The organism is Nocardioides albus (assembly GCF_014648255.1).
GTDB lineage: Bacteria > Actinomycetota > Actinomycetes > Propionibacteriales > Nocardioidaceae > Nocardioides > Nocardioides albus.
Window position 1 is genome coordinate 218,724 of record NZ_BMQT01000008.1, and the last position, 23,575, is coordinate 242,298.

Here is a 23,575-nt window from a genome sequence, read left to right on the forward strand (position 1 = left end):
GTGGTAGTGATGTGCGTCACGCGTCCCTCACGGAGGTCACCTTGCTCCCCGCATTCCTGTCTCGCGAGCGAACGGTTGCCGGTCCCGGCTTCAGTCGCTGGCTCATCCCGCCCGCCGCTCTCGCGGTCCACCTCTGCATCGGCCAGGTGTACGCCACCAGCGTCTACAAGACCGCTCTGGTCGAGCACTTCAACGTGAGCCAGACCGCGATCGGGCTGATCTTCTCGATCGCGATCGTGATGCTGGGTCTCTCGGCCGCCGTGATGGGCACCTGGGTCGACCGCAACGGACCGCGCGCGGCGATGACCGCGGCCGCGATCTTCTGGTCCTCAGGATTCTTCGTCGGCGCCCTCGGCATCGGCACCGGCCAGCTGTGGCTGGTCTACCTCGGCTACGGCGTCATCGGCGGCATCGGCCTCGGGATCGGCTACATCTCCCCCGTCTCCACACTGATCAAGTGGTTCCCTGACCGGCCCGGCCTGGCGACAGGCATGGCGATCATGGGCTTCGGCGGTGGCGCGATGATCGCCAGCCCGCTGAGCGGTCGGCTGCTGTCGCTCTACGACCCGTCCTTCACCGGTGACGGCACCACCGTCCCCGACGGGCACGCGGTGATGATGCTCTTCCTCACCCTCGGCGTCGTCTACCTGGTCTTCATGTCCTTCGGCGCGGCGACCGTCCGCGTGCCCCCGGAGGGTTGGGCGCCGGCCGGCTGGGACCCGGCGAGCGTCAAGAAGAAGAAGCTCGTCACCACGGCGAGCGTCTCGGCGAACAACGCGATCCGGACCCGGGCGTTCTGGCTGGTGTGGATCGTGCTCTTCTGCAACGTGACCGCCGGGATCGGGATCCTCGAGCAGGCGGCTCCGATGATCCAGGACTTCTTCCGCGTCGACGGCGTGTCGTCGGTCAGTGCGGCCGCGGCCGGTGGCTTCGTGGGTCTGCTCTCGATCGCCAACATGAGCGGCCGCTTCGTCTGGTCCTCGACCTCCGACATCATCGGCCGCAAGCCGATCTACATGATGTATCTCGGGGTCGGGCTGGTTCTCTACCTCCTGCTGGCGACCGTCGGTGACGCCTCGATGGCGCTCTTCGTGCTGCTCGCCGTGGTGATCCTGTCCTTCTACGGCGGCGGCTTCGCGACCGTGCCCGCCTACCTGCGCGACCTCTTCGGCACCTTCCAGGTCGGCGCCATCCACGGCCGCCTCCTGACCGCCTGGTCGGCCGCCGGGATCGCCGGACCGCTCATCATCAACGCCTTCCTCGACGCACAGGGTGAACCAGGCACGCTCACCGCGGAGGCCTACCGTCCGGCGCTGCTGACCATGGTCGGTGTCCTCGCGGTCGGCTTCGTCGCCAACCTCCTGGTGCGCCAGGTGCCTGACAGGTTCCACGAACCGAAGTCCAACGATCCCGCCGATCCCACCGAGGCCGAGAGGAGTGCAGCATGAACCCCAAGGTCGCAGGCGCCTGGGCCCTGGTCGGGATCCCCCTGGCCTACGGGATCATCGAGACGCTACGCCGTGCGGCGCAGCTCTTCACCGGCTGAGCTCTGCTGCCGCCGGGTCAGAGGCCGAGCAGGCCCTGCTCGTTCGTACGCCACGCCTCCTGCGCCGCCCGGGTCACCGGGCCGTGCGGGAGGGTGCGCGTGCCCCACTCGGTGACGGCCTGCACATCGCGCAGGCTGGAGGTGAGGAAGACCTCGGTGGCGTACTCCTCGACCTCGGCGAGCGGCTCGTCAGTCTCCTGGGCCCCGAACCACTTCAGCACCAGAGCCCGGGTGATCCCGGCCAGCGGGCCGCTGGAGATCGTCGGGGTCTTGAGCTCCCCGTCGAGCACGTAGAAGACGTTGCTCCCGGTCCCCTCGCACAGGTCGCCGACGGTGTTGGCGAAGATCGCCTCGCTGGCCCCGTGCTTGTGGGCCTCGGCGAGCGCGATGACGTTCTCGGCGTACGACGTCGTCTTCAGGCCGGTCGTCGCAGCATGCTCGTTGCGGCGCCACGGCACACTGACGACCTTCGTCTCGGCCGGCAGGGGCGTCGCGTCCTCCAGACCGACCATGATCGTTGGCTCCACCTCGGCGCGACCCGAGCCGAACGGCGCCGGCCCGCCGGTGACGGTGATCCGCAGGCGCCCGTACGCCGTCGGGCCCGCGCCCAGCACAGCCTCGACGCCCTTGGTGACGAGAGTTCGGTCCGGCGTGGGGAGCCCCAGCCCGTTCGCAGAGCGCTCGAGGCGGTCGAGATGGAGAGAGAGTGCGAACGGCCGGTCCTCGATCACTTTCAGCGTCTCGAAGACGCCGTCACCCACAACCAGACCATGGTCGCGGACGGAGACCGCCGGGGCGGTCGGGTTGTCGAGAAGGTGACCATCGATCCACGCGCGCATGCATCAACTCTAAAACGTCGCTGGTCAGAGGCGGGAATACGCGCCGAGGCGACCTTCCAGATGACCGTCGAATGACACGAAGGTGACCCCCGATTTGTCGCCGCCACGCGGCTCCGTTAATGTTCTTCTCGTCGCCAAGGGCACGGGAAACCGGGCCTGAAGCAGCAAGCGGACGTAGCTCAGTTGGTAGAGCGCAACCTTGCCAAGGTTGAGGTCGCGAGTTCGAGCCTCGTCGTCCGCTCGGAGTAGGTCTCCACCGGAGGCATTGCCTCCAGCGGTGGGTTGGCCGAGAGGCGAGGCAACGGACTGCAAATCCGTGTACACGGGTTCAAATCCCGTACCCACCTCGAAGCACCACCCTGATGTAAACTGCAGGACACAAACTGAATAACCACGGACGATTGGCGCAGCGGTAGCGCGCTTCCTTGACACGGAAGAGGTCACTGGTTCAAACCCAGTATCGTCCACCAAGGAAAACCCCGTCTGACCAGGCAATACGCCCGGAAGGCGGGGTTCTTTCATCTGCTCCTCCCCCACGAGACCAGCCGTTGAGTGACAAAGTGAGTGACAACGCATCCTCGGTCACGCGTCCTTCGTCGACTCGCCGAACAGGTCATCCATCGCCTGAGCACCCGTCTGGATCACCGGCCGAATCTGCTTCCGGTAGATCAGCTCAGTGACGTTGCTGCCACCCTTGTGGCCCACCAGACGCGAGATCTCCTCAATCGGGATGCCGTGCTCAGACAGCGCCGAAACGAACGAGTGCCGCAGCTCTTGAGGAGTCCATTCCTTCGGATTCAGGCTCGGCACCTTCCTCAGAGCTCGGCGAAACGTGCGTCGAACGTTGGCGGCATCGAGCTCGGACCCGACACCCGTCGTGAACACCAGATCCGCGTCTGCCCAGGACTTCGCTTTGAGCCGAAGAGCAGCCTGCTTCGTCCGATGCTTCTTCAGCTGCTCGACAGCCTGAGCAGGCAGGGCCAGCGTGCGCCGGGACTTCCGAGTCTTCGTGTCGCCGCCAGCCCGATCGGAGCGCCAGACCTCCATGTGCGGAGGAATCGGCGGCGAGACGGTGTTGTCCGGATCCAGGTGCACATGCTGCCACCGAAGCGCACGCAGCTCCTCGGTTCGAGCGCCGGTCAACAGAGCCAGCACGATGTAGGGGTAGAACTGATCCTCACTCGTGAGCGTCAACACGTCGCGTGCTTGGTCGAGAGTGAACGCCTTGGAAGGCCGACCACGAGTTCCACGCGGTGCCTTACACAGCTCCACGACGTTCTTGTCCACGTAGCCACGAGCCATCGCCCGACGAACCGATCGATTCAATGACGACTTGACCTGTTGAATGCTGGACGTCGACAAGATTGGGCGCAATGTCTGCAACCAGTTGTCGACCTCATCGGCCCGAAGGTCCCGGAGTTTGCGGCCCCCGAGGTTCGGCAGAATGTGGGTGTTGACGAGGCTCTGGTACTTCTTACGCGTGGCGTCGTCCGTGTCAGCGTCGAGGCCGAAGTTCAACCAGTCCTCGACCGCCTGCCCGACAGTGATCCGCTCAGAGTGCGCGACGAGACCAGCCTCGTAGTCCTTGACCCGCTTTGAGAGTGCCCGAATCGCAGCCGTCTCGGTCTTTCCAGAAGCCTTCCGCGTGATGCGTCCACCTTTGGCGTTATAGCCAACCGTCTTCTCCGCGATAAATCGCTGACGGTCCTCGTCCCAGTAGACGCTCCCCTCCCCCGGCTTACGCCTCGACTCCTTCGACTTGGCGCCTTCGCCGGTCATGCCGCACCGTCCGCGAGCATCGAGACGCACTCCGCTAGAGCAGCGATCGGCACGAGCCGACGACGCCCGATCTTCACGGTGCGCAGCTGGTCGGACCGGATCAGCTCGTACACGGCAGATCTGCTCAGCCGGAGAGCCTCAGCTGCCTCCTCCACCCGATACAGAACCGGCGGAATCGAGTACTCACCCTCATTCATTGTCTCCACCTTCCTACCTTCATGATTTGGGGCTCTTGGTCTGGGCGCGCCACTGGTCGTACTCCCGAGCGCGTGCAGCAGCCGCGAGCGCGAGAGCTTCGTCGCCAGCGTTCGTCCAGCCGGAGCCCTGGTAGGCCCACTCGCCAATGACGAGGGTTGTTTCCTCGTCGTCTTCGGCCAGGAGCCGGGCTTCAAACTCAGCGGTAGAGATCGCCTCTAGGGAATCACCGTTGCGGCGCGCGTCAGTGACCAACTGCTGATAGCGGGCACGGGCACGACGTAGCCGGCCCAGGGTGATCGAGTAGCGCCGTGACTTGGTGGAGAAGTGGCCACGGAACCCGAGCATGTGAGCCCACTTCTTGATCAGCTCGTACGGGTTGTCCTGGCCGCCGTAAAGCGCATCGGAGGTCTCGAAGATGTCGTGACACGTCGAGGTCAACCGCGCCAGATGCGGCCGGGTAGCGTCCTCGAGGCGAATCGAGGAGACGTCCTTGCTGGCGTACTTGGCCAGGTAGCCGGCCACCTGTCCCGGCGTGAGAGCTGAATCGGGATCGTCGGTGCGGTCACCATCGCGGACGACCCGGATGTCCACCTGGCTACCCCAGGAAAGGACCCGAGTGACGCCGGTGTGGTCGACCGGGGGCGCTTCAAATGTGACCTTGACGATGGTCTCGGCCAGGAGGCCGGCGAGGTCGATCCCATCCAGGGGTGCCGGTGAGCCGGGGCCGTCGTTGCCGTCGAGACGCAGCAGAGCATGGAAGTGGACAAGGCCCCGGGTCTGGTATTCGGCGACCTTGACGAACTGGACGGATGCGACTTTGCCGAGCCGTGACTCCGGGACGTCGAGCTTCTTGGCCAGGGCGCGTTTGAGCTCGATGGTCGTACGCCGCCACAGCTCCGGTGCCCACCACTGCCACACGATCGCGGTAGTCCAGTCGTGACACTCGGGGCAGAACGGTGCGCCAACGATCGCGGCGTCTGCGTCATGGATCTTGTGGCACGAGGTCGGCCGGCCGTGCGGGCAGCGAGCGCCTTTGTCACGGGCGCGGGGGCGGCAGCGTTTGCCGGTCTTGTCGTGGCGGTGGACATGTGTCCCGAACGATGGTGCGGTCAGGGTGGCGAAGAGCAGCGGGTTGTCTGCCACGGTGGCGGAGACGGTCTTGCCACCGGAGAGGCCGGCGTCGATCATCGCGAACGTGTCCCGGGCATAGGTGCGGGAGCAGGACGGGCACACGTCGGCTCGGCGGTTGCCGCAGGGCCGGTAGAGCACACCCAGGGGTGCCTCGTCGGAGGAGAACGACCCCACCGGCTCCCCCAGAGCAACCTCGGCGGGGCCGTAGTTCTTGTAGAGCGCGGCGCGCAGCTCGGAGACCTGGGAGCGCTCGAAGGTGCGGGATCGGCCGGTGAGGCGGACGGGGTGGGCGCAGTTCTTCACCGCGGCTGCGGTCTCGGCGAAGGCGTCGAAGGTCTTGTCGCGGAGTCGGGTGGTGACGGCTTGGAAGCCGGTGGGGGTGAGTCCGGACAGATCCAGCGGCGCATCCTCCCCGAACCCAGGGAACGAGCCCGAGGTCGAGGACGATGCGTCACTGTGGATGCCCGGCGCATCCATGGTCGAACCGGTCGTGATGGTCACGCGGCACGCTCCAGGCTGATCTGGTCGAGCAGCTGGGCCCCGAGGAACTCGGTGTAGGCCGGTGGGATGGACTGGGCCAGCCCGTGCAGGGTCATCCAGTCCGCACCGATCAGAGTCTCGGCAACCGGCTTGGCAGGGGTGTAGCCGCCGTGGCGTACGTGCTTGGCGTGCTGGAGATCAGCAGAGCCACCGGAGTAGACCCCGCCGACCTGGATCCGGCGGTCGTGGCGGCACGGCAGGCCGGGGGCGAGGAGGAACGAGCTGGACTCGAAGAGCCTGTGTCGCTGCAACCGAAGGGGCCGGCCGTCGACGTCGGCGGCGGTGAGGTTGAACATCGAGCCGCACAGCAGCAGCGGGTCGACCAGGGGCGCGCCGGGGACGTTCTCAATGACGTAGGGAACGCCGGAGGCGGTCAGGGCTGCGCGGACGTCGGCGACGAGGTCGGGGTGCTCCACGGTGTGGGTGTGGCGGGTGATCGAGTAGGCCTGGCACGGCGGGGAGGCGTGGACCGCGTCGAAGCCTTTCAGGAACCCGGGTTGGGTGATGACGTCGAGGACGTCGGCGTGGATCGACTCGAAGGGGTAGCGGCGCAGCGCGCGGGGGTCGTTGTCGACGCCGACGACCTCGAACCCGGCACGGTGGTAGCCCATCGCCGCCCCGCCCTCGCCGCAGAAGAGATCGAGGATCCGCGGGGCGCTCATGCTGCACCCCCGAAGACCTCATCGATCGCATCCGCGAGGACGAGCGGGAGCTCGAGCTGTTCTGCGAGCACGACCCGCGACCCGGCAGAGGACCCAGCAATCACGCTCAGGGCACGGTCACGGTCGGTGCCGGCCCACATGCCACCAGAAACCCGCTCTTCGAGGGCGTACGAGTTGCAGGCGGAACGGACGGCGCAGCCGTCGCATGTGGCCCTCATGACATCGACCACGACCGGCGGGAGGTCGACGGTGTCGGTGGTCCAGGGCATGTCCCGGTTCTCCGGGGTCGCACAGGCCGCGTCGCGCATCCATGCCGGCGTACTCATCGCACACCGCCGTCGGCCAGGGAGAGCGGCATCCCGGGAAGTTGGCCGGGGGCAGCGTCCGAGATCGTGACCAGGTCCGGGGTCGCCGGATAGAGCGAGGCCAACTGGCGAATGAGTTCATCGGGCCAGTAGTCGGCCCGTACCCGGTCGGTGGAGCCGTCCTCGTCGATGATCCAGGCGGTGCCCTGGGCAGCCTTGAGGATGCGGTGTGCCGAGGCCTGGGCAGCCATGCCGTCACCGAGGACCATGTTGGTCTCCATCGCCGAGCGGACCCGCAGCGCGATGGTCTGGGTGAACAGCCCGCGCATGTCGATGACCTCCTTACGGGGGTCCTGCACGAACGCGACCACCACGACACCGACAGCACGGCCGATGGACAGAAGCCGCTTGAGAAGCCGCTCAGCCTCTTTCCTGATCTCGGGGTCGGCGTAAGCCGTGAGCGAGGCCAACTCATCGATCAGGAGCAAGTAGAGCGGGTCACCCGGACCGGGCTTGTGGTTGCGCGAGACGCCGCGCAGTTCCTCCGTGCGAGCGTCAGCGATCGCTACGAACTCCTGCAGCATCTCGACGGCCTGCTCACCCTTGACGGCGATCTTGGTGAACAGCGGGGCACCCATGGTCAACTCCATGCCGCCTTTGAGGTCGATGCCGTAGGCCCGCACTGCGTCGACCGCGATAGCCGGGGACAGCGAGCCGACGATGCCCCACAGAAACGAGCCCTTACCGGCACCGGAGGCACCGACAACCAAGGTGTGACGCTGCTCGATCTGCAGGTGGAACGGCTTGCCGCTCTGACGACGCCCCAGCAGCACCGATGAGGTTTGCATCCGAGGCTCCGGCATCGAGGCCGTAGCGGGCTTGGTGATCAGGTCCCGCATCACCAGCTCGAACATCACCGTCGACCCCGCGCGACGCTTGGCGGGATAGACCCGGTAGGAGTCAGCGCTGTAGGTCGCGGCCAACTTGGGGGCGAAGGCTTCGAGGTCGGCCAGGGCTTGCCCGCGCCGGGTGCGGACCTTGAGCGTGACCGAGTGTGACGAGGTGATCACCCTCTTGAGGCGAGGGTCGCGCCATTTCTCGATGGACTCTTCCCCGACGCCCATTCGCTTGACGCGCTTGGTGCGGCGCTTCGAGAGTCCGGATTCACGGGCGAGGCCCTTCCAGGTGATCCGGAAGCGCAGCCACCACCAGGCACGGCGGACCAGCATGCAGGCCCACACCAGGGCGGCCAGGGTGGGTTTGCGGGTGGCGGGGAGCGCGACCAGGACCGCGACCAGGAGCGCGACGAGACCGCCGACACTGTAGACGAGTGTTTCGTTCATGACGTGCTGCCTTTCCAGAGAGTGCTGGGGGTGGAGTCCCGCCAGCCGCCACGCGCTTCCCTTCACGCGACGGCCAGCGGGAGCCTTCGGGGTGCCACGCCGTGCCCTGAGTCGTGCTCAGTCGAAGAGCACGCGGGCCAGCAGGTAGAGCAGGCCGAGGACCATCACGGTGCCGAGCGCGGTGCCCATCAGGCCTTCACCTCGGTGGTCTCGTCGGTGGTCTGGTCGGTGGGCTCGTAGGCGACGACGCTCACGTCGATGGGACGGCCGGTGGTGTTGTCGACCAGGCCGACCCAGTCGTGCATGACCTGGCCGTCGATGACCGGGCCGCGGTAGTGCCCCGTCAGGCCGAGGGCGTCAGCCAGGGTCTGAGCCTCGGTGATGGTGCGCATGGTCACCCGCACATCAGCGAGCAGTCGACGACCGTCGAAGGTGCTGCCGTCCTCGAGGATCTCCAGCGAGACCAGCCCCGGGGACCGGACATCGATCTGCGGCAGGCACTCCATCACACTGCCCAGGAACTCCAGTTCGGCCCACATCACGCAGCCGCCTTCGACCCAGCAGCACCCGCAGCGGGCTTACGCGCAGAGGGAGCGTCCATCCCGGTAGCGGTCAGGGACCACTGCAGCTTGGGGCGGTTGCCGGAGTCGTCGATCCACGGAACACCGACCAGGCCGGTGAACTCGACCGGGACGAACGGCAGACCCGTGTCGTTGGCCGGGGGTACCGGCTGGTGCTTAGCAACGATCTTGACGTTGACCGTCTTCTCGTTCTTCCCCGCCTCCGGGTCCGCATCGAGGACCGGAACCGTCCAGGTCGGCAGACCGGTCTCCTTGTCGATCTTCTGCGGCCGGGTCCCATCCGGGAGCGCCGCCTGGTCCCAGTCCTGAACCGGCTCGACCGCGCCCACGATGAACGCGCCTGCCGGGAAGACCTGCTCGATGGTGAGGTTCATCCTCCGCTGAATCGCCATTGCTCTTGCTCCTTGGTTGCGTGTCCGGACCTCTTCCGGATTGCATCCATTGACCCGCGAAACCAGGGGACACATTCACCCCAATCACTGGACATTTGGGGACATTTGCCCCACCATGGAGGCATGGCAGCAAACCAGCGCATCCGCTCAGCACTCACGTCATCCGGCATGACCGCTTCCGCACTCGCCGGGGCGGTTGGTGTGGATCCGAAGAGCGTCGAGCGGTGGATCAGCCAGGGGCGCGTACCTCACCCGGGCACCCGCGCGCGTGTTGCCGAGGCACTCGGACACGACGAGACCTACCTCTGGCCGCAGCTGCTCCTGGACTCCCGCGCGGCATCCTCGGCTCAGTCCGAGTTGGTCCAGCTGTGGCCGACCCGTGAGAGCGTGCCCGGCGACGTGTGGCGCTCTCTGCTGACTCGCACGACCGAGCGCCTGGACGTGCTCGCCTACGCCGGCGGATTCCTCGTCGAGGCCTACGGCCTGGCCAGCGAGATCGAGCGCATCTCGGCCGCAGGCGGACAGGTTCGCGTGCTCCTCGGAGACCCGGAGAGCGAAGCCGTACGCCTTCGCGGCCTCAACGAGGGACTACCCGCACTCCCCGAGCGCGCACGCTCAACGCTGGAGTACCTGGCACACGTCAAGGGCCTGCCTGGTGTCGACGTACGCCAGCATGACGCACCGCTCTACGCCTCGATCTACCGCTTCGACGACGAGGTTCTCGCGAACCCTCACACCCATGGCGCACCTGCCAAGGACTCCCCCGTGTTCCACTACCAGCGTGCCGCAGAGGCCTATCTCTTCAATTACTACGCCGCCGCCTTTGACCGGGTGTGGAAGGACGCCACGCCCGCCTGAGCCGTAGCCTGTTGGCATGGGCCGCAGGATCGATTGGTACGACGACCCGGCAGCGCCGGACGTCAACAGCATCAAGCCGAGCGCTGGCGCGTTCGTACGCGACGACGCGGGGCGCATCCTGCTTATCCGTCGCGATGACAACGGCAACTGGTCCATGCCTGGGGGCGCGATGGACCCCGGCGAATCGCTCACAGACTGCGCTATCCGCGAGACGCTCGAAGAGACCGGCATCGAAGTTGCAGTGACCGATCTCGTCGGAATCTGGACCGACCCACTGCACCGCATCGAGTACACGTCGGATGGCGAGGTCCGCCAGGAGTTCACGATCATCTACGCCGCGCGTTATGTCGCTGGCGAACCGACACCGAGCAAGGAGAGTCTCAGCGTCGAGTGGGTCGATCCCGACAAGGTGTCAGGGCTCCAGATGGACCGCAGCCAGCGGGTTCGGATCGATTGGGCGCTCAGCGGACGGTGGCCGCACATCGACCAGACCTCAGCGGCGAGTTAGTCAGGCCGTCCGAGCTGCGCCCGACCGCCTGCCCTCCACCCGCGAAACAGCGGCGAGAATCTGAGGCCGCGCACGGCGAATAAATCGCGTCACGAGGTGATCCGGGCCGTATCGAAACTCGATCTCGTCGAGACGATCAGGGGCGGCGATGTCAGCCCCGACCGGACCGGTCGTCATGTCACAGAAGCACACCGCATCCTCGTACTCCGCTGGGGGCCGCTCGAACTCGGCCAGCTCCGCGCTGAGGCCCCGCTCTTCGGCCTCCAGCACAGCGCAGGAGTGGTGGGCGACCATCGAGACGATGCGCTCATCCCAACCGGTACGGCGCAGGTATCGCGCCCCATCGATGGCGTGCATCCCCGTCTCGACCAGCTCGGGCGCGTACCCGATGTCATGCAGCCAACACGCCGCTCCAAGACGTTCCGCATCTAGTCCCAGTTCAACACCGAGCACCTCCGCCTTCTTTCCGACAGCAGCTAGATGCTGCCACCGTCGTCCCAACGGCTCGACCAACTGGCGAGCTTCCTGTTGTGCTGCTTTCAACGCTCCAGACACCTTCCCAACGCTAGCGCTCTCCCGGTTGGTCCGCGTATCCCCCATCCACTGACGCGAACGTGGCCTCGGAACCAAGCACGGCACTCGGGCACCTGCAGCCTCCAGAGCGTTCCTACCCAAAAATGGTTACGGCAGGCCGGCTCAACGCCCGCGCATCCCGAGCGTTCTCAGATGATCTGAGCCTCGCGCCGGCTTTACGCGGCTACAGTGAGTCAACTGCATGCCACCCGAAGGAGACCCGATGGCATCCCCGCTCAGATGGGGCAGCAAGGCGGCACGAACATATCGGCGCTTCGATCCCGTTTCTTGGACCGTTGAGAACTTCAAGGCCATGGAGCACGCGACTCTTCCGCTCCACCGCCTGGTGACCCTCACGGGAGCTAACAGTTCCGGTAAGTCTAGCCTTATTCAAAGCCTTCTGCTGCTCGCTCAAAGCACCGACGACGAAATCATCCTTAATGGACCGCTTGTGCGGCTTGGCGACGCTGCCGACGTGATCCGATCTGGATGCGATGACTTGTCCATCGGCTATTCAGCCTGGGGCCCACCGCGGGACAATTCGCGGGAAGAGTGGTCCTTCGAGTTAGCCCTGGCGGCGGCCGACCAGTGGACTCTTCGTGCCAAAGAGTTCTTTGCTGCCGTCGATGGTGAACCACTCCTATCGGCCAGCAGTTCTCGCGTCACAGCGGAGACTGCGGCTAGCATCAACTCCGGGAATCGATTTGGCGACACCATACTTCGCGTCCGGGAAATCGGAGGAAAAAAGGCGCCGCCGCGAACATACATCAGCTTTAAGGGTCTTTACCCTCAAGCATTTATATTTCGTCGCGACCCTGACAAGGTCCTAAAGCAACTACGCAGACGCTTCGGCGTGAAGCAACTACGAGCGAACCCGGAAATCTCTTTCGAGTTGTTCGAAATTCTGCAGGAATGGCGGCAAACAAGCGCCGAACGTAGTCCAAGTAAAATCGACGAATTGATCGATTCACTGATTCACGGGTCCGCTACGCGAATCATGTTCGAGATGACCCAGCATGAGCTTGATGAGATATTTTCACGGGTCGCACATGAGATGGGATCAGAAGAATGGGTTGCGGCTCCCATTCCTAGTTACAATTCTTTGCTACACCGGCGGCGCGCCTGGAGAACAACAACCCTCGGTCTGGACGACCGTGCCGGAACTGCTGCCCTTGCGCTCGCAGCAGCGATCGATTCACTCTCCGCGATCCGAAACTCAGTCCGGTACTTGGGCCCTCTGCGAGAAGAACCACAAGTCGTTTCTGGAACCGGCGGCAGAAACCGAACCTCCCCAGCCGGATCGAAGGGCGAATACACCGCGGATCTCCTAGCCCGGGGTGCAGGCCATGAAGTGCAGTTCTTCGACTCGTTCAAGAAGCGTCGCCGGCTACCTCTTCCCCGGGCCGTGAGCATTTGGACGACCTACCTCGGCGTGGGCGAGTCCGTCGCGGTGGAAGATCAAGGGAAACTCGGTCGGGGCTTGCGCCTGGAGTTGAACGGCGTAGAGCGAGACCTCACTACGATTGGCGTCGGCGCAAGCCAGGTCCTCCCGGTCTTAGCAATGGTTCTGGCAGCAGATCAAGATGCCATCGTCTGTCTTGAGCAACCCGAACTGCACCTCCATCCCGCCGTTCAATCCAGGCTCGCAGACTTCTTTTTGTATGCCCGGCCAGATATCAAACTGGTGGTCGAAACGCACAGCGAGTACCTGATCACTCGAATTCGGCGACGGGTAGCCGAAGACCTTACGAGAGCTAGCGACGCGACTATCCTTTTCGCAGAGCAGGATCACGGCGTGTCAACCGTGCGAAGCTTGAAACTGGACGCAACAGGTGATCTTTCGGACTGGCCAGCGGGATTCTTTGACACTCAAGAGAGTGACGCACGGGCGCTTGTGAGCGCGGTTTCTGAACGAACTCGCACTTGGGGGAAGTGATTTGTCTCTCCTAATTGACCCACGTCTTCTCTGTCCGCCAGGATACCCGGGCGCACCCCTTAGCGCGGCTCCCGAGTTTTGGAACCAAGTTATCAGTTGGGCAAGTGACGCGAGGGCCAAACTTGGCCCCGAGAGTTACAAGCTGGTATGCGAGTGGTACGCCGAACATGGTTATCCAGACCAAAACCTCGAACTCGACGTGCCAACCCTGCGACACGAGTATCAAGCCGCACTTTCCCGAATTCTATCCCGGGTTCATCTGGCTACGAACCCGGTCGAATCGAAGTGCTTCAACCCGTCCTACACTGGGACGGAACTGGAAGAGATATCCATCCAAATGGATGTTTCCTGTACCGCAGATCTTGCCATCGCCGGCATCGCAACAGCGCCAGATCACTGGAACTCCACTGATGCAACGGAAATCGAGGTGGAACCACCGCCTCCAGCTTCGCTCCACCTTTGCTCAACACCAGGCGCAGAGTTGCCATCCGAAGAGTGCGAGCGAATTCACAAGTTCTATAAGGACAAGCGCCTTCATATCGTCGGCGGGCGCGAAGAGCGCCGAATCATTGATTCTCTCGTTACCACGTTGGGCCTGAAGGCGGCCGATATAACGTGGCACCCGTGCGAGAAGGCCAAGCCGCCCCGAAACTTGGATAACCGATGGCGGTACCTCGAACCTGGCCGAGATATCACGGTCTGCATCACCGGACGAGCCGGGCATGCCACGTCGGAGAAGGCGAAAGCGGCCGCCGAGCGCGCTGGCGTTACCTACCTATTCGTCGAGTATCCGTCAGGACTCGAAGCCGAGCTCGTACGACTTGTACGCGTGCTGTGAGAACTTTCTCTACTGACTCAAGGCGGCCTCCGGCCGCGTGCGCGGCCTCCGGGGGCGTGCGGCCTGGCGGCCGGTCCCCCTACGTGCCGCGCAAATGAAGAAGAGCGCCCAGTCCGTAGACCAAGCGCTCACTCTCCAGGCGTCGACCAACCCGGCTCATCCACCTCGACCGGCAACACCGGCATCCCGAACGGCAGCTCGACCACGTTCCCGTACGCCTCCTGCCGCGCCTCCCACTCCAGATCGCTGCGAGCCGTCATCCGATCCACCCGCTCCGGCAACGGCAGCGACGGATCGTCCAGCAGCTCCGGCGGATACTCGACCACAGGCTTCCTCATACCTGCCTTCTACCCCGACCCGACCGGTTCTAAACCGAACGCCGCAACAGTTCTCGCGACGCACAGCCCCGAGCCCGACCATCGACGCCGGCGAGGTCCAGGCGGTCGGGGATCCAGGGAGAGGGCTGATGACGAGGGGGAGGTGGGCGCGGCTGCCGGCAGGGACACTCCCCGCGCCGCTTCTCTGGCGGGTGGTGTTGGGCAGCGTGGGGGCAAGCCCCCAGACCCCCGCCAAGGGGGCCAGGTGCCGGATTGGGTGACGCTCCGCCCCCGCGATACAGGCCAACGCTTCGGCACCGGACTGAGTGACAAAGTGAGTGACAACAGTCCAGCGCCCGAGGCGCACGACCATGGACACAACGAGACTGAGCACCGCTCGATGTAGGCGACGTTTCCCCTGGTCAGACGTGTGTTTCTGCCTTGACACGGAAGAGGTCACTGGTTCAAACCCAGTATCGTCCACCATCTTGAATTCGGCTCCCAACCTGGAGAACAGGTCGGGAGCCGGAGTCGTTTTCGAGAGTCCGCAGCCGTTCTGTAGCCAATAGATCTAACTCGGATCGGCTACGCGCTCTCCTCAGGCGGTCGGTGCATACCTGCGGACATCATCACTTTCGAGGACCGAACCCGGATCGCCGCGACCGCCAGCGGACTCCGACTCTACGTCTGGCACGTCGGCGGTGCCGCCGACGAGACCGACTGATGGTGCCGATCAGGCGATCACACCTTCGGTGCATGACAACCCTCGACGTGTTCCTCACTCGTGTCCACCCCGACATCGGAGCCGTCGCTGGCGATGCTGGCCTCGACCGCATTGTCGGCGCACTGCTGACGTACGGGCTGCTCATATCGGTGCTCATGCTCATCGCTTGTGTTGCGGCCGGGGCAATTGCGTCTGCCCACGGCAGTTGGCACAGCGCCGAGAAGGCAAAGACCGGCCTGTACGTTTCGCTGGCTGGCGCGGTCCTCACCGGCGGCGCACTCGCGTGGGCGAACTGGCTCATCAACATCGGCACCCAGATCCGGTGAACGAACCGCATCTGGGCTGGCGTGTCGGCAACCTCCCCGAACTTGCCCGATTCAGCGCATAGATTTTCTCCCAAGCATTCCCGCCGGTCACGGTCATGATCGCTGACATGGACGATGGCACCCTCAGTGATCCTGCGGGAGCTGACTGCTTGGACAGGTGGATCTCCGACGGCTGGACGGCCTCCGCGCCCGCGCGAGCAGCCCTTGCGTACAAGCGAGAGGCCGGATGGGACTTCTCGATCGATCCGGCTGGCGTATGGGTCATCGCCGCCAGTCCGTACGCCCAGAACTTCGAGACCTTTGTTGGCAATCTTGTTGGCTTCGCCGTCTTCCATGACCGCGACGACGACGGAGAGTACCAATCCCTGGCCCACATCTGGACCGCAGCCGCCTGGCGCCGCAGGGGCATCGGCGGACAATTGATTCGCGCCGCTCGAGACCTGATGCTCATCACCAGCGTCGAAGAGCCGATCACCAGCAGCGGCCAGGCACTCCTTGGATCTGTTGCTCGCGATCTTCTGCAGACCAACTGATCGCCGCGCACCAAGCACGTACGATGTCCTCATGCAGGAACGACTCAGCAGCCCCGGGCTCCTAACCTGGCGGTAGCGACCTCCCCGCAACCCCGCGGGATGGATGCTGCCGCAGTAGCCCGGGAGCCATCCATGTCTCGCACTGAGAAGACCCAGCCGTTCCGTGTACGCCTCTGGGACGGGACCCTGCGTCGCGTCGCCGTCCACGACCACCGCAACGGCGTCTGCGACCTTCCTGCCAACCTCGCCGAGGACATCGCCCAGATCGACGGCGCAGGCCGGTACCCCGCCGGCGGCTGCCGCTGGGAGTTCGCTTGGTCCGGCACCGCTTCGTGCTGAGCGGCGCGCCGACCGCCATGCCGTGCGCCGCGAGCTCCGCGATCTGATCAAGGAGGTTGGGAGCGGCTGGACCGAGATCGAGTAGCTGGGTTCCGGCTCCAGCACGGCTGACCAGCGACCTTCCCAACGCAGCCGTCGCCCGGGGACACGGGCCTGGGCCGACCTCGTCCTTCGGAAACGTTACGGCCTCTACGCGGTCAAGTGCGTCACTGCTGTCGGTGCACATCGCTAGGCTCAGCGCACTGCAAAGGAGCACAGGATGATCATCGAGGACTTCGAAACTTGGCGACCACTGATCGACTCCGTCGATCTCCGTGGTAAGACACGATTCAGTGGCCACGTGGAGGCTGCTGGCGGACACGGGCTCCGTGGCGCCACGCTGCCCGAGCCGCCACCTCTACAGCCCGGCAAGGCCAGGCAGGTCGAGGACTACCGTGAGGTGTGGGCACCACTTGAGGTCATCCGCGATGCTTTGAAGGCAGACGACGTTCAAGGTGTCGAATTTGATGTCGACGTCGCTGACGCGCCAGCTGCCACAGTACGCATCGTGGTGTTGCAGAAACCCTCGTACGAATCCGACAAGCTGACCGTCGTCGAGGACTCACTGCCCGAGCCATATCGACGCCGCGCCGTGCCGCCGGCCCCTGACCATCCGCGAGGCTGGTCCGATCTGGATGCTCTCGAGGCAGCGCTCCGCGAGATCTGGCCCAACTCCACGGGCATGAGCGATGCGGAACTCGACGCGTACGAGAAGCAGGTCGGTCGTCCGCTCCCTCCCGAGGCACGAGTGCTCTATTCGGTCATCCGAGAACACAGCGTTGACTACTCCACGATCCCACCAGCCGATCCGATCGGATTCGACATCTGGCCGCTTGATTCCGCGCAGCGGCAGGCGCGGCGCACGGACTACAACGACTGGTGGTTTCTAGCCCGCACAGCCGCGGACGATGCTTCCGCCAAGCCGGTCCAAGCGCTGTCGCAACCACCGGAGTGGTTTGTGATCGGAGGCGATGTAGCGATCTACGCGATCGACATGGCGCCGGGCCCTACCGGGAAGGTCGGCCAAGTCATCGTATGGAACGACGAAGATCGCTGGGACCAACCATTCGGTGCCCAACTCGTGTCCGACTCCTTGTTGGACTTCTTCCAGGGCCGCAATCACACTACGTGGACCGGCTCCACGTGGACTGAGGACCTGCCGGCGTACGGCGAGGTCACCACAGCCAACGGTCGATCGATTTCCGAGGTTGCCTCCGATGAGTTGGAGATTCTCTACGTCGTTCGTGGCTCGGAGCCTCTCAGCTTGGCACCCATCGCCGGACTCCCCCGCTTGCGCACCGTGGAGGCAACGGCAGGATCGGTCACTGACGTGCTCGCCTTGGGCACTCTCAGCAACCTGGAATACCTCGAGATCGGGGTGGGCGAGTGGAACGTTCTTCTGGACGCCGGGCAGGTTCCACCCAGTCTCAAGGCTTGCGGGGTCGACAGTGGTCTCCACAACCGTCACACCACACATGAAGTTGCTGCCGTCCTCGATCGCATCCGCGACGTATTCGACATACCAAACGCGGGCCAGATGCTCACCGTCCGCGGTCGTCTCCCTACCTCTTCCAAGGTGTGACCACACCTCCGCGAATGCGCGCGAGAGAACTTCAAACCCAGTATCGTCCACAGCAAACTAACCCCTGAACTGCGGAAACGCGATTCAGGGGTTAGTTCGGTGTTCGCCTTCGGAGATGCGCCGCGCATCTAGCGATCTGCACAGAACCTGCACATCGTCTCCCCACGTCCCGACCACGCCGAGCCCTAGCGTCGAACCATGATCAGCGTGCAAGGACTGACGAAGACGTACGGCTCGCTGCGGGCCGTCGACGACCTGACGTTCGAGGTCGAACAGGGAATGGTGACCGGCTTTCTCGGGCCGAACGGTGCGGGCAAGTCGACCACGATGCGGGTGGTGATGGGGCTGGACCGGCCGACCACCGGGACGGCGACGATCAACGGCAAGAAGTATGCGGAGATGACGCGGCCGCTCCGGGAGGTCGGGGCGCTGCTCGATGCCGGGGCGATGCACCCGGGGCGTACGGGGCGGGCGCACCTGCGGGTCGCCGCACTCAGCAACGGCATCCCGGCGACACGGGTGGACGAGGTGATCGAGCAGGTCGGGTTGGGCAGGGCCGGCCGGAGGCGGATCAAGAGCTACTCGCTCGGGATGCGGCAACGGCTCGGGATCGCGGCCGCCCTCCTCGGCGACCCGCCGGTGCTGCTCTTCGACGAGCCGGTCAACGGTCTCGACCTCGACGGGGTGCGCTGGATCCGGTCGCTGTTCCGCGGGTTCGCCGACGAGGGCCGCACCGTCCTGGTCTCCAGCCATCTGATGAGCGAGATGCAGATGGTCGCTGACCGGGTGGTGGTGATCGGGCGCGGACGGCTGATCGCCGATGCCGGCATCGGAGACGTGCTCCAGGGCTTGGGTGGGAGCAGGGTGAGGGTGCGTACGCCGCGGGCGGACGTGCTGGTCGCCGCCCTCGGCGGGGCAACCGTCGAGCGGATCGACGAACGAGAGATCGAGGTGATCGGGCTCGTCGCCAAGGAGATCGGCGAGATCGCCCACCGGGCCGGAGCGCCGATCCATCATCTCGCCGAGGTCGAGCAGTCCTTGGAGCAGGCCTACCTCTCGCTGACCGGCGAGAGCGTGGAGTACCAGACGAGCGGAGGCACCCGATGAGCACGCTGATCGGTAGGACGGCTCAAGCCGAGTGGGCCCGGATCTGGAGCGTACGCTCCTCCTGGATCTTCGCGTTCGCGACCGCAGCCGCGGTGCTGGGCATCGGCACCATGATCGGCCTCGATGCCTCCTCCGGGCCGCCGCCGGACGGCACGGCTTGGGACGGCGCGCTGCCGACCGGGTTCTTCGCGCTCTTCGGGATCCTCGCCTGGGCAACCGTGTGCAGCACCGCCGACCACACCAGTGGCGGGATCATCCCGACGCTGCAGTGGACACCGCGCCGCGGCGTACTTCTCGTTGCTCGGGCCACCGTCATCGCTGCCACCACCGCGGTCGTCGGGCTGCTGCTCGTGACGGCGGCAGGGCTGGTGATCTGGGCGATCGTCCCCGCCGTCGGCGCCCCTGCGGGCGAGGCCGCTGGCCTGATCGGGAGACTCGCCTTCGTGCTGACCAGCGGCGCGCTGCTCGCCGTCGGGATAGGCCTGCTCACCCGCAGCACAGCCGGCGCTCTCGTGACCGTACTGGCGCTGATGCTCATCCTGCCGTTCGTGCTCGCACAGCTCTCGCTCGTCTACACCTGGTTGGAGTCGATCGCGGCGGGGATGCCTGGATCGAGCGCGCTCTACCTGGTCTTCGGGGAGGGCCCGTACGAGGAGATGACCACCACCTCGGCCCGGATCACCCTCGTTGCCTGGGTGGTCGGAGCGCTCTTCCTCGGCGGGCTGCGACTGATCCGCGGCGACGCTGATCGCTGAGGTCGGGTCAGGTCGGAAGCCAGCCGCGGGCGGTGGCGCGCCAGACGAGCTGGACCCGGCTGTCGGTGCCGGTGAGGTCCATGAGCTGGCGCAGCCGTCGATGGAGCGTACGACGGCTGATGCCGAGCTGCCGAGCGATGGCGTCGTCGCTCAGGCCCGCGACGAGGTATTCCAGCAGGCGTCGATCGTCGGCAGAGACGTCATCCGACACCGTCTCTTCGACTCCACCGGTCAAGGGCACGGCCCGCCGCCACAGCTCCTCGAAGAGTGCGACGAGGTTGTCGGCCAGGGGTGAGTGCAGGATCGCGGCGCTGGGCGGGGCGTCGACCTCGCCGAGCTCCACCGGGAGCAGGGCGGTCCGGCCGTCGATGATCAAGAGCTTGCTGGGCAGACGGTCGATCACGCGAGCCTCCTCCCCCGCCTCGGCGCAGCGCCTGATCGTCTCCGGCGCACCAGGAGCGTCGAAGACGGCCCGCTCGTAGATCGCTCGCGTCCGCACACCCCGCGAGAGCATCTCCAGGGTCAGGTCGATGTTGGCGGGGCCAGCGAGATAGACCGGGGCCGCGACGAACCCCATGAACTCCGTCTCGACCTGCCGTGCAAGCGACTCGACGCGTCGGGTGAGCGAGTCGACGCCCGAGACCAGCTCGACCAGGTCGTCCACCGCCGCCTCGTGGTGCTTCAGCTTCCACTCGGAGGCGAGCGTGGAGGCGGCTATCCGGGCCCGCTGCAGGCGCTGCTCCACCTCCATCGCGAGGACCGAGACCGCGTGTGCCGGCGGGGTGGGACGCATCCGGGGATCCGGGCCGGCGGTCCGGCTGATCAACCCTTTGTCCTCCAGTCCCGCGAAGATCCGGGCAGCGTCGTCCTCGGGGAGACCGAGCACCTCCGCGGCAGAACGGAGCGTCTCCGATCCGCGGCGAACCAGCTCCAGGTAGGCCCGCTCCTCGGCCGTCGAGAGGCCGAGGACGTCGAACGAGGACGTGGACGATGAGGCGAGCGGGGATTGGCGTAGTTCTGCCATGGCAACATGATGTCATATCTGCGGTCCTATAGTGGCTCGAAATCTCCGCGAACCCCCGCGTGGAGAGAAGGAGAGAGCCTGATGACAGTCAACCTCCGCCGGCGAGCAGGTCGCGCCGCCACGGCCGCGCTCGGCGCCGCGCTCGCGATCGGCATGATCCCCGGACTGGCCGCAGGATCCGCCTCCGCGGCCGGCAGCGTCACAGCCCCGGGTGCTCTGAGCGGCACGATTACGGACGGCTCCGGCCACGACTGGCCGCTCTACGCCAAGGTCGAGGCCGGCGGGAAGAGCACCTTCACCGACCCGGTCACCGGCGCCTACACCCTGCCGATCATCGAACCGGGCAGCTATGACGTCACCGTCACCGCGCAGGCGACTGGCTACCGTTCAGCCAGCCGGTCCGTCCAGGTCGGTGCCGACGGCGCCACCCACGACGTCGCGCTCACAGTCGACACCACCAGCTGCTCCGCCGCCGGGTACTCCCTCTTGACCGAGACGTTCGACACCGGCCAGACGCCGCAGGGATGGTCGGTCGTCGACCATCAGGGCGGTGGCCACAGGTGGGAGTTCGCCGACAGACATGAGCGCGGCAACAAGACCGGCGGTGACGGCGGCTTCGCCATCTTCGACAGCTGGGGCTGGGGCCGAGGCGACCAGGACACCTCGTTGGTCTCCCCCAGCTTCTCCCTGGTCGGCGTGGCCAACCCGGTCGTCACGTTCAAGACCGACCTGTGGCACAGCGTCGGCAGCGAGGCCACCGAGGTGGACGTCTCAATCGACGGCGGGAAAACCTGGATCAGCGCCTGGCGCAACTGGTTCTCCAGCTTCCGCGGCCCGCGCACCATGTCGGTCAGTCTCGCCAAGGCCGCCGGTCAGGCCGACGTCAAGGTCCGCTGGCACTACTACCGCGGTAGCAGCGCCTGGTGGTGGCAGGTCGACGACATCGCCGTCCGCAGCGCAGCCTGCACGCCCGTCGACGGCTCGCTGCTGGTCGGCCAGGTCGACGACGCGGTGACCGGCAAGGGTCTCGCCGGAGCCCGGGTCAGCCTCGAAGGTGGTCTGCAGCGCCGCCTCACGGCACAGCCCACCCCGGCAGACGAGGGTCTCGACGACGGCTACTTCAGTGCCTTCGTTCCTGGGGCCGCTGCGGTCACCGCCACCGCGACCAAGGACGAGTACGTCGCCGACACCGTTCAGATCGACCCGACGCCCGGACAAGTGACCCCCGTGGAGCTCGCCCTGGACGCGGGTCGCCTGGAAGTGACCTCCTCCGGTCTGGCGCCCAAGGTCGACATGGGGGCAACCGGTAAGGGCGTCCTCCGGGTCGCCAACACCGGCACCGCCCCAGCAACGATCTCGCTGGCCGCACGCGACGCCGGCAGCGGAGTCCTCGCCCCGGACAACAACACCTCGACGCGTACGCCGACGCCTTCCCCGCTCGCGCCGGCCAGCACGCCTCAGGCGGCGTGGACCGCGGTGCCCGACTACCCGACCCGGATCAAGGACAACGCGGCCGGGATGTATGAGGGCAGGATCTACTCCTTCGGCGGTTTCGACACCTACGGCACCACTGCCGCGTCATTCCGCTACGACCCGCAGGCACGGGCTTGGGAGCCGATCGCAGCCATGCCCGGAGAACGGCAGAACATGGCCGGCGCCTTCCTCGACGGCAAGTTCCATGTCGTCGGCGGCTGGTCGGACAACACCAAGACGATGGAGCCCTCGACCCTGGTCTACGACCCGGAGACAGACACCTGGGACCGTGGACCGGAGGTCCCGGTGACGCGCGCCGCGGCAGGCACCGCCGTGATGGCCGGCAAGATCTACCTCGTCGGCGGCTGCGACACCGAATCATGCGGTCACACCGAGGTGTTCAGCTACGACCCCGTCTTCGAGGAGTTCGAGCGGTTGGCGGACTATCCGGAGCCGACCAGCTATCTCGCTTGCGGCGGTTTCCGCGGCACCGTGGTCTGCGCCGGTGGCAAGAACGCGGCGGGCGAGGCCAGCCGCAGCGTCTACTCCTATGACCCGATCCACGACGAGTGGACACCCATGGCGCAGCTGCCCCGTCACATCTGGGGCGCCAACGCGACGTCCGCGAACGGCTCGCTGCTGATCAGCGGCGGCTTCAGCAACGGACCGATCACGCGGGACGGGTGGCGCTATGACCCGACTGAGGACGAGTGGTACTCCCTTCCGGCCGCCGGCGCACCCCGTGCCCAAGGTGGGGCGGCGTGCGGGATGTACCGGATCGGCGGCACCAGCGGCTACGACCATCCGTCGAGCCAGGTCGAGGTCCTGGAGGGGTACGACGACTGTGTCGACACCTCCCCTGCGCTCAGCTGGCTGGACCTCGAGCAGGAGACGGCGACGATCGCGCCGGGTGAGTCGGTCTCTGTCGGGGTGTCACTCGGCAGCTCCGGAGTCGACCAGCCCGGCCGCTATCTCGCCCGCGTCGGGATCAAGGAGGACACGCCGTACGACCTCTCCCCCTTGGCCGTCAGCATGGACGTGCCCGCGCCGCGGTCCTGGGCTGCCATCAGTGGCACCGTCAGGGGCCAGTCGTGCGACGGCACCGTCGCACCGCTGGACCGGGTGACAGTCTCGGTCAAGACCGCCTCGGGCCGATGGACCACCGTGACCCGGCGCGACGGCGAGTACCTGCGCTGGCTCAGCCGGGACGAGGGTCCGTTCCAGGTGGTCGTCGGCCGCAACGGCTACACCCCGCAGGTGCGCGACATCAAGCTCCAGAAGCGCTCCACGGTCGAGGACGTCACCCTCGTCGCGACCGGCTGCTGAA

25 protein-coding genes and 3 tRNA genes are annotated in these 23,575 nt (G+C 65.8%); 16 read left to right on the top strand and 12 right to left on the bottom strand.

What is annotated here, in order from left to right; translation table 11 throughout:
* Positions 1-41 precede the first annotated feature (41 nt).
* Complete coding sequence (locus tag IEY84_RS18160) at positions 42-1,448, top strand: OFA family MFS transporter (RefSeq protein ID WP_183548873.1); 1,407 nt, start codon at positions 42-44, stop codon at positions 1,446-1,448.
* On the top strand, positions 1,445-1,546 hold the full coding sequence (locus IEY84_RS27090) for an MFS transporter small subunit (protein ID WP_420847477.1): 102 nt from the start codon (positions 1,445-1,447) through the stop codon (positions 1,544-1,546). Before IEY84_RS18160 ends, IEY84_RS27090 begins: the two co-directional genes overlap by 4 nt.
* 17 nt (positions 1,547-1,563) lie before the next feature.
* Here the strand turns inward: IEY84_RS27090 and IEY84_RS18165 are convergent, their stop codons facing one another.
* Positions 1,564-2,385: an aminotransferase class IV gene (locus tag IEY84_RS18165; RefSeq protein WP_183548871.1), complete on the bottom strand. Its 822-nt coding sequence runs from the start codon at positions 2,383-2,385 to the stop codon at positions 1,564-1,566.
* A gap of 168 nt (positions 2,386-2,553) precedes the next feature.
* Here IEY84_RS18165 and IEY84_RS18170 point away from each other — a divergent pair.
* From IEY84_RS18170 to IEY84_RS18180, 3 genes are all read left to right on the top strand, one after another.
* Positions 2,554-2,626, top strand: a tRNA-Gly gene (locus IEY84_RS18170).
* 35 nt (positions 2,627-2,661) lie between these two features.
* A tRNA-Cys gene (locus IEY84_RS18175) sits at positions 2,662-2,732 on the top strand.
* A 48-nt stretch (positions 2,733-2,780) separates the two neighbouring features.
* A tRNA-Val gene (locus IEY84_RS18180) sits at positions 2,781-2,855 on the top strand.
* A gap of 112 nt (positions 2,856-2,967) precedes the next feature.
* Here the strand turns inward: IEY84_RS18180 and IEY84_RS18185 are convergent.
* The 8 genes from IEY84_RS18185 to IEY84_RS18220 all read right to left on the bottom strand — a co-directional run bounded on the left by IEY84_RS18185 (position 2,968) and on the right by IEY84_RS18220 (position 9,316).
* A complete protein-coding gene (locus tag IEY84_RS18185; protein ID WP_183548869.1) occupies positions 2,968-4,164 on the bottom strand; it encodes a site-specific integrase in 1,197 nt (398 codons plus the stop codon).
* The gene (locus IEY84_RS18190) at positions 4,161-4,361 is read right to left on the bottom strand and encodes a helix-turn-helix domain-containing protein (RefSeq protein WP_183548867.1); all 201 of its coding nucleotides are present in this window, start codon (positions 4,359-4,361) and stop codon (positions 4,161-4,163) included. The genes IEY84_RS18185 and IEY84_RS18190 overlap by 4 nt, the downstream gene beginning before the upstream one ends.
* A 19-nt stretch (positions 4,362-4,380) precedes the next feature.
* Complete coding sequence (locus IEY84_RS18195; protein WP_183548865.1) at positions 4,381-5,994, bottom strand: replication initiator; 1,614 nt, start codon at positions 5,992-5,994, stop codon at positions 4,381-4,383.
* The gene (locus IEY84_RS18200; RefSeq protein ID WP_183548863.1) at positions 5,991-6,695 is read right to left on the bottom strand and encodes a DNA cytosine methyltransferase; all 705 of its coding nucleotides are present in this window, start codon (positions 6,693-6,695) and stop codon (positions 5,991-5,993) included. The genes IEY84_RS18195 and IEY84_RS18200 overlap by 4 nt, the downstream gene beginning before the upstream one ends.
* A complete protein-coding gene (locus IEY84_RS18205; RefSeq protein WP_183548860.1) occupies positions 6,692-7,021 on the bottom strand; it encodes a WhiB family transcriptional regulator in 330 nt (109 codons plus the stop codon). Before IEY84_RS18205 ends, IEY84_RS18200 begins: the two co-directional genes overlap by 4 nt.
* A complete protein-coding gene (locus IEY84_RS18210) occupies positions 7,018-8,343 on the bottom strand; it encodes an FtsK/SpoIIIE domain-containing protein (protein ID WP_183548858.1) in 1,326 nt (441 codons plus the stop codon). The genes IEY84_RS18205 and IEY84_RS18210 overlap by 4 nt, the downstream gene beginning before the upstream one ends.
* Before the next feature lie 188 nt (positions 8,344-8,531).
* The gene (locus IEY84_RS18215) at positions 8,532-8,882 is read right to left on the bottom strand and encodes a hypothetical protein (RefSeq protein ID WP_183548856.1); all 351 of its coding nucleotides are present in this window, start codon (positions 8,880-8,882) and stop codon (positions 8,532-8,534) included.
* Positions 8,882-9,316, bottom strand: a complete 435-nt coding sequence (locus tag IEY84_RS18220) for a plasmid replication, integration and excision activator (RefSeq protein ID WP_183548853.1) — start codon at positions 9,314-9,316, stop codon at positions 8,882-8,884. Before IEY84_RS18220 ends, IEY84_RS18215 begins: the two co-directional genes overlap by 1 nt.
* 123 nt (positions 9,317-9,439) lie before the next feature.
* On the opposite strand from IEY84_RS18220, the gene IEY84_RS18225 reads away from it, so the two are divergent.
* Both IEY84_RS18225 and IEY84_RS18230 read left to right on the top strand, forming a co-directional pair.
* Positions 9,440-10,174 (top strand): helix-turn-helix domain-containing protein, encoded by a 735-nt coding sequence (locus tag IEY84_RS18225; protein ID WP_183548851.1) that lies wholly within the window; start codon positions 9,440-9,442, stop codon positions 10,172-10,174.
* A gap of 16 nt (positions 10,175-10,190) precedes the next feature.
* Positions 10,191-10,682 (top strand): NUDIX hydrolase, encoded by a 492-nt coding sequence (locus tag IEY84_RS18230; protein WP_183548849.1) that lies wholly within the window; start codon positions 10,191-10,193, stop codon positions 10,680-10,682.
* On the opposite strand, the gene IEY84_RS18235 is transcribed toward IEY84_RS18230, so the two are convergent.
* Positions 10,683-11,237 (bottom strand): HD domain-containing protein, encoded by a 555-nt coding sequence (locus IEY84_RS18235; protein ID WP_229788810.1) that lies wholly within the window; start codon positions 11,235-11,237, stop codon positions 10,683-10,685.
* Between the two features lie 241 nt (positions 11,238-11,478).
* On the opposite strand from IEY84_RS18235, the gene IEY84_RS18240 reads away from it, so the two are divergent.
* Together IEY84_RS18240 and IEY84_RS18245 are read left to right on the top strand one after the other, a co-directional pair.
* Positions 11,479-13,191, top strand: a complete 1,713-nt coding sequence (locus tag IEY84_RS18240; RefSeq protein WP_183548845.1) for an AAA family ATPase — start codon at positions 11,479-11,481, stop codon at positions 13,189-13,191.
* A gap of 199 nt (positions 13,192-13,390) precedes the next feature.
* Positions 13,391-14,029, top strand: coding sequence for a hypothetical protein (locus IEY84_RS18245; protein WP_183548844.1), 639 nt, complete (start codon positions 13,391-13,393; stop codon positions 14,027-14,029).
* 128 nt (positions 14,030-14,157) lie between these two features.
* On the opposite strand, the gene IEY84_RS18250 is transcribed toward IEY84_RS18245, so the two are convergent.
* Positions 14,158-14,367 carry a hypothetical protein gene (locus IEY84_RS18250; RefSeq protein WP_183548842.1) on the bottom strand — a complete coding sequence of 70 codons (210 nt, stop codon included), beginning with the start codon at positions 14,365-14,367 and terminating at the stop codon, positions 14,158-14,160.
* Positions 14,368-15,102: 735 nt separating this feature from the next.
* Here IEY84_RS18250 and IEY84_RS18255 point away from each other — a divergent pair.
* From IEY84_RS18255 to IEY84_RS18280, 6 genes are all read left to right on the top strand, one after another.
* Positions 15,103-15,396 (top strand): DUF6112 family protein, encoded by a 294-nt coding sequence (locus tag IEY84_RS18255; protein ID WP_229788812.1) that lies wholly within the window; start codon positions 15,103-15,105, stop codon positions 15,394-15,396.
* A gap of 107 nt (positions 15,397-15,503) precedes the next feature.
* Positions 15,504-15,929, top strand: coding sequence for a GNAT family N-acetyltransferase (locus IEY84_RS18260; protein WP_183548840.1), 426 nt, complete (start codon positions 15,504-15,506; stop codon positions 15,927-15,929).
* A gap of 132 nt (positions 15,930-16,061) precedes the next feature.
* Complete coding sequence (locus IEY84_RS18265) at positions 16,062-16,268, top strand: hypothetical protein (protein WP_183548838.1); 207 nt, start codon at positions 16,062-16,064, stop codon at positions 16,266-16,268.
* Positions 16,269-16,527: 259 nt separating this feature from the next.
* Complete coding sequence (locus IEY84_RS18270; protein ID WP_183548836.1) at positions 16,528-17,889, top strand: SMI1/KNR4 family protein; 1,362 nt, start codon at positions 16,528-16,530, stop codon at positions 17,887-17,889.
* A gap of 198 nt (positions 17,890-18,087) precedes the next feature.
* The gene (locus tag IEY84_RS18275; protein WP_183548834.1) at positions 18,088-18,996 is read left to right on the top strand and encodes an ATP-binding cassette domain-containing protein; all 909 of its coding nucleotides are present in this window, start codon (positions 18,088-18,090) and stop codon (positions 18,994-18,996) included.
* Complete coding sequence (locus tag IEY84_RS18280) at positions 18,993-19,751, top strand: hypothetical protein (RefSeq protein ID WP_183548826.1); 759 nt, start codon at positions 18,993-18,995, stop codon at positions 19,749-19,751. The genes IEY84_RS18275 and IEY84_RS18280 overlap by 4 nt, the downstream gene beginning before the upstream one ends.
* Before the next feature lie 7 nt (positions 19,752-19,758).
* On the opposite strand, the gene IEY84_RS18285 is transcribed toward IEY84_RS18280, so the two are convergent.
* Positions 19,759-20,775 (bottom strand): helix-turn-helix domain-containing protein, encoded by a 1,017-nt coding sequence (locus tag IEY84_RS18285; protein ID WP_183548824.1) that lies wholly within the window; start codon positions 20,773-20,775, stop codon positions 19,759-19,761.
* Between the two features lie 81 nt (positions 20,776-20,856).
* Between IEY84_RS18285 and IEY84_RS18290 the strand changes: the two genes are divergently transcribed.
* Complete coding sequence (locus IEY84_RS18290) at positions 20,857-23,574, top strand: kelch repeat-containing protein (RefSeq protein WP_183548822.1); 2,718 nt, start codon at positions 20,857-20,859, stop codon at positions 23,572-23,574.
* The last annotated feature ends 1 nt before the right edge of the window (position 23,575 follow it).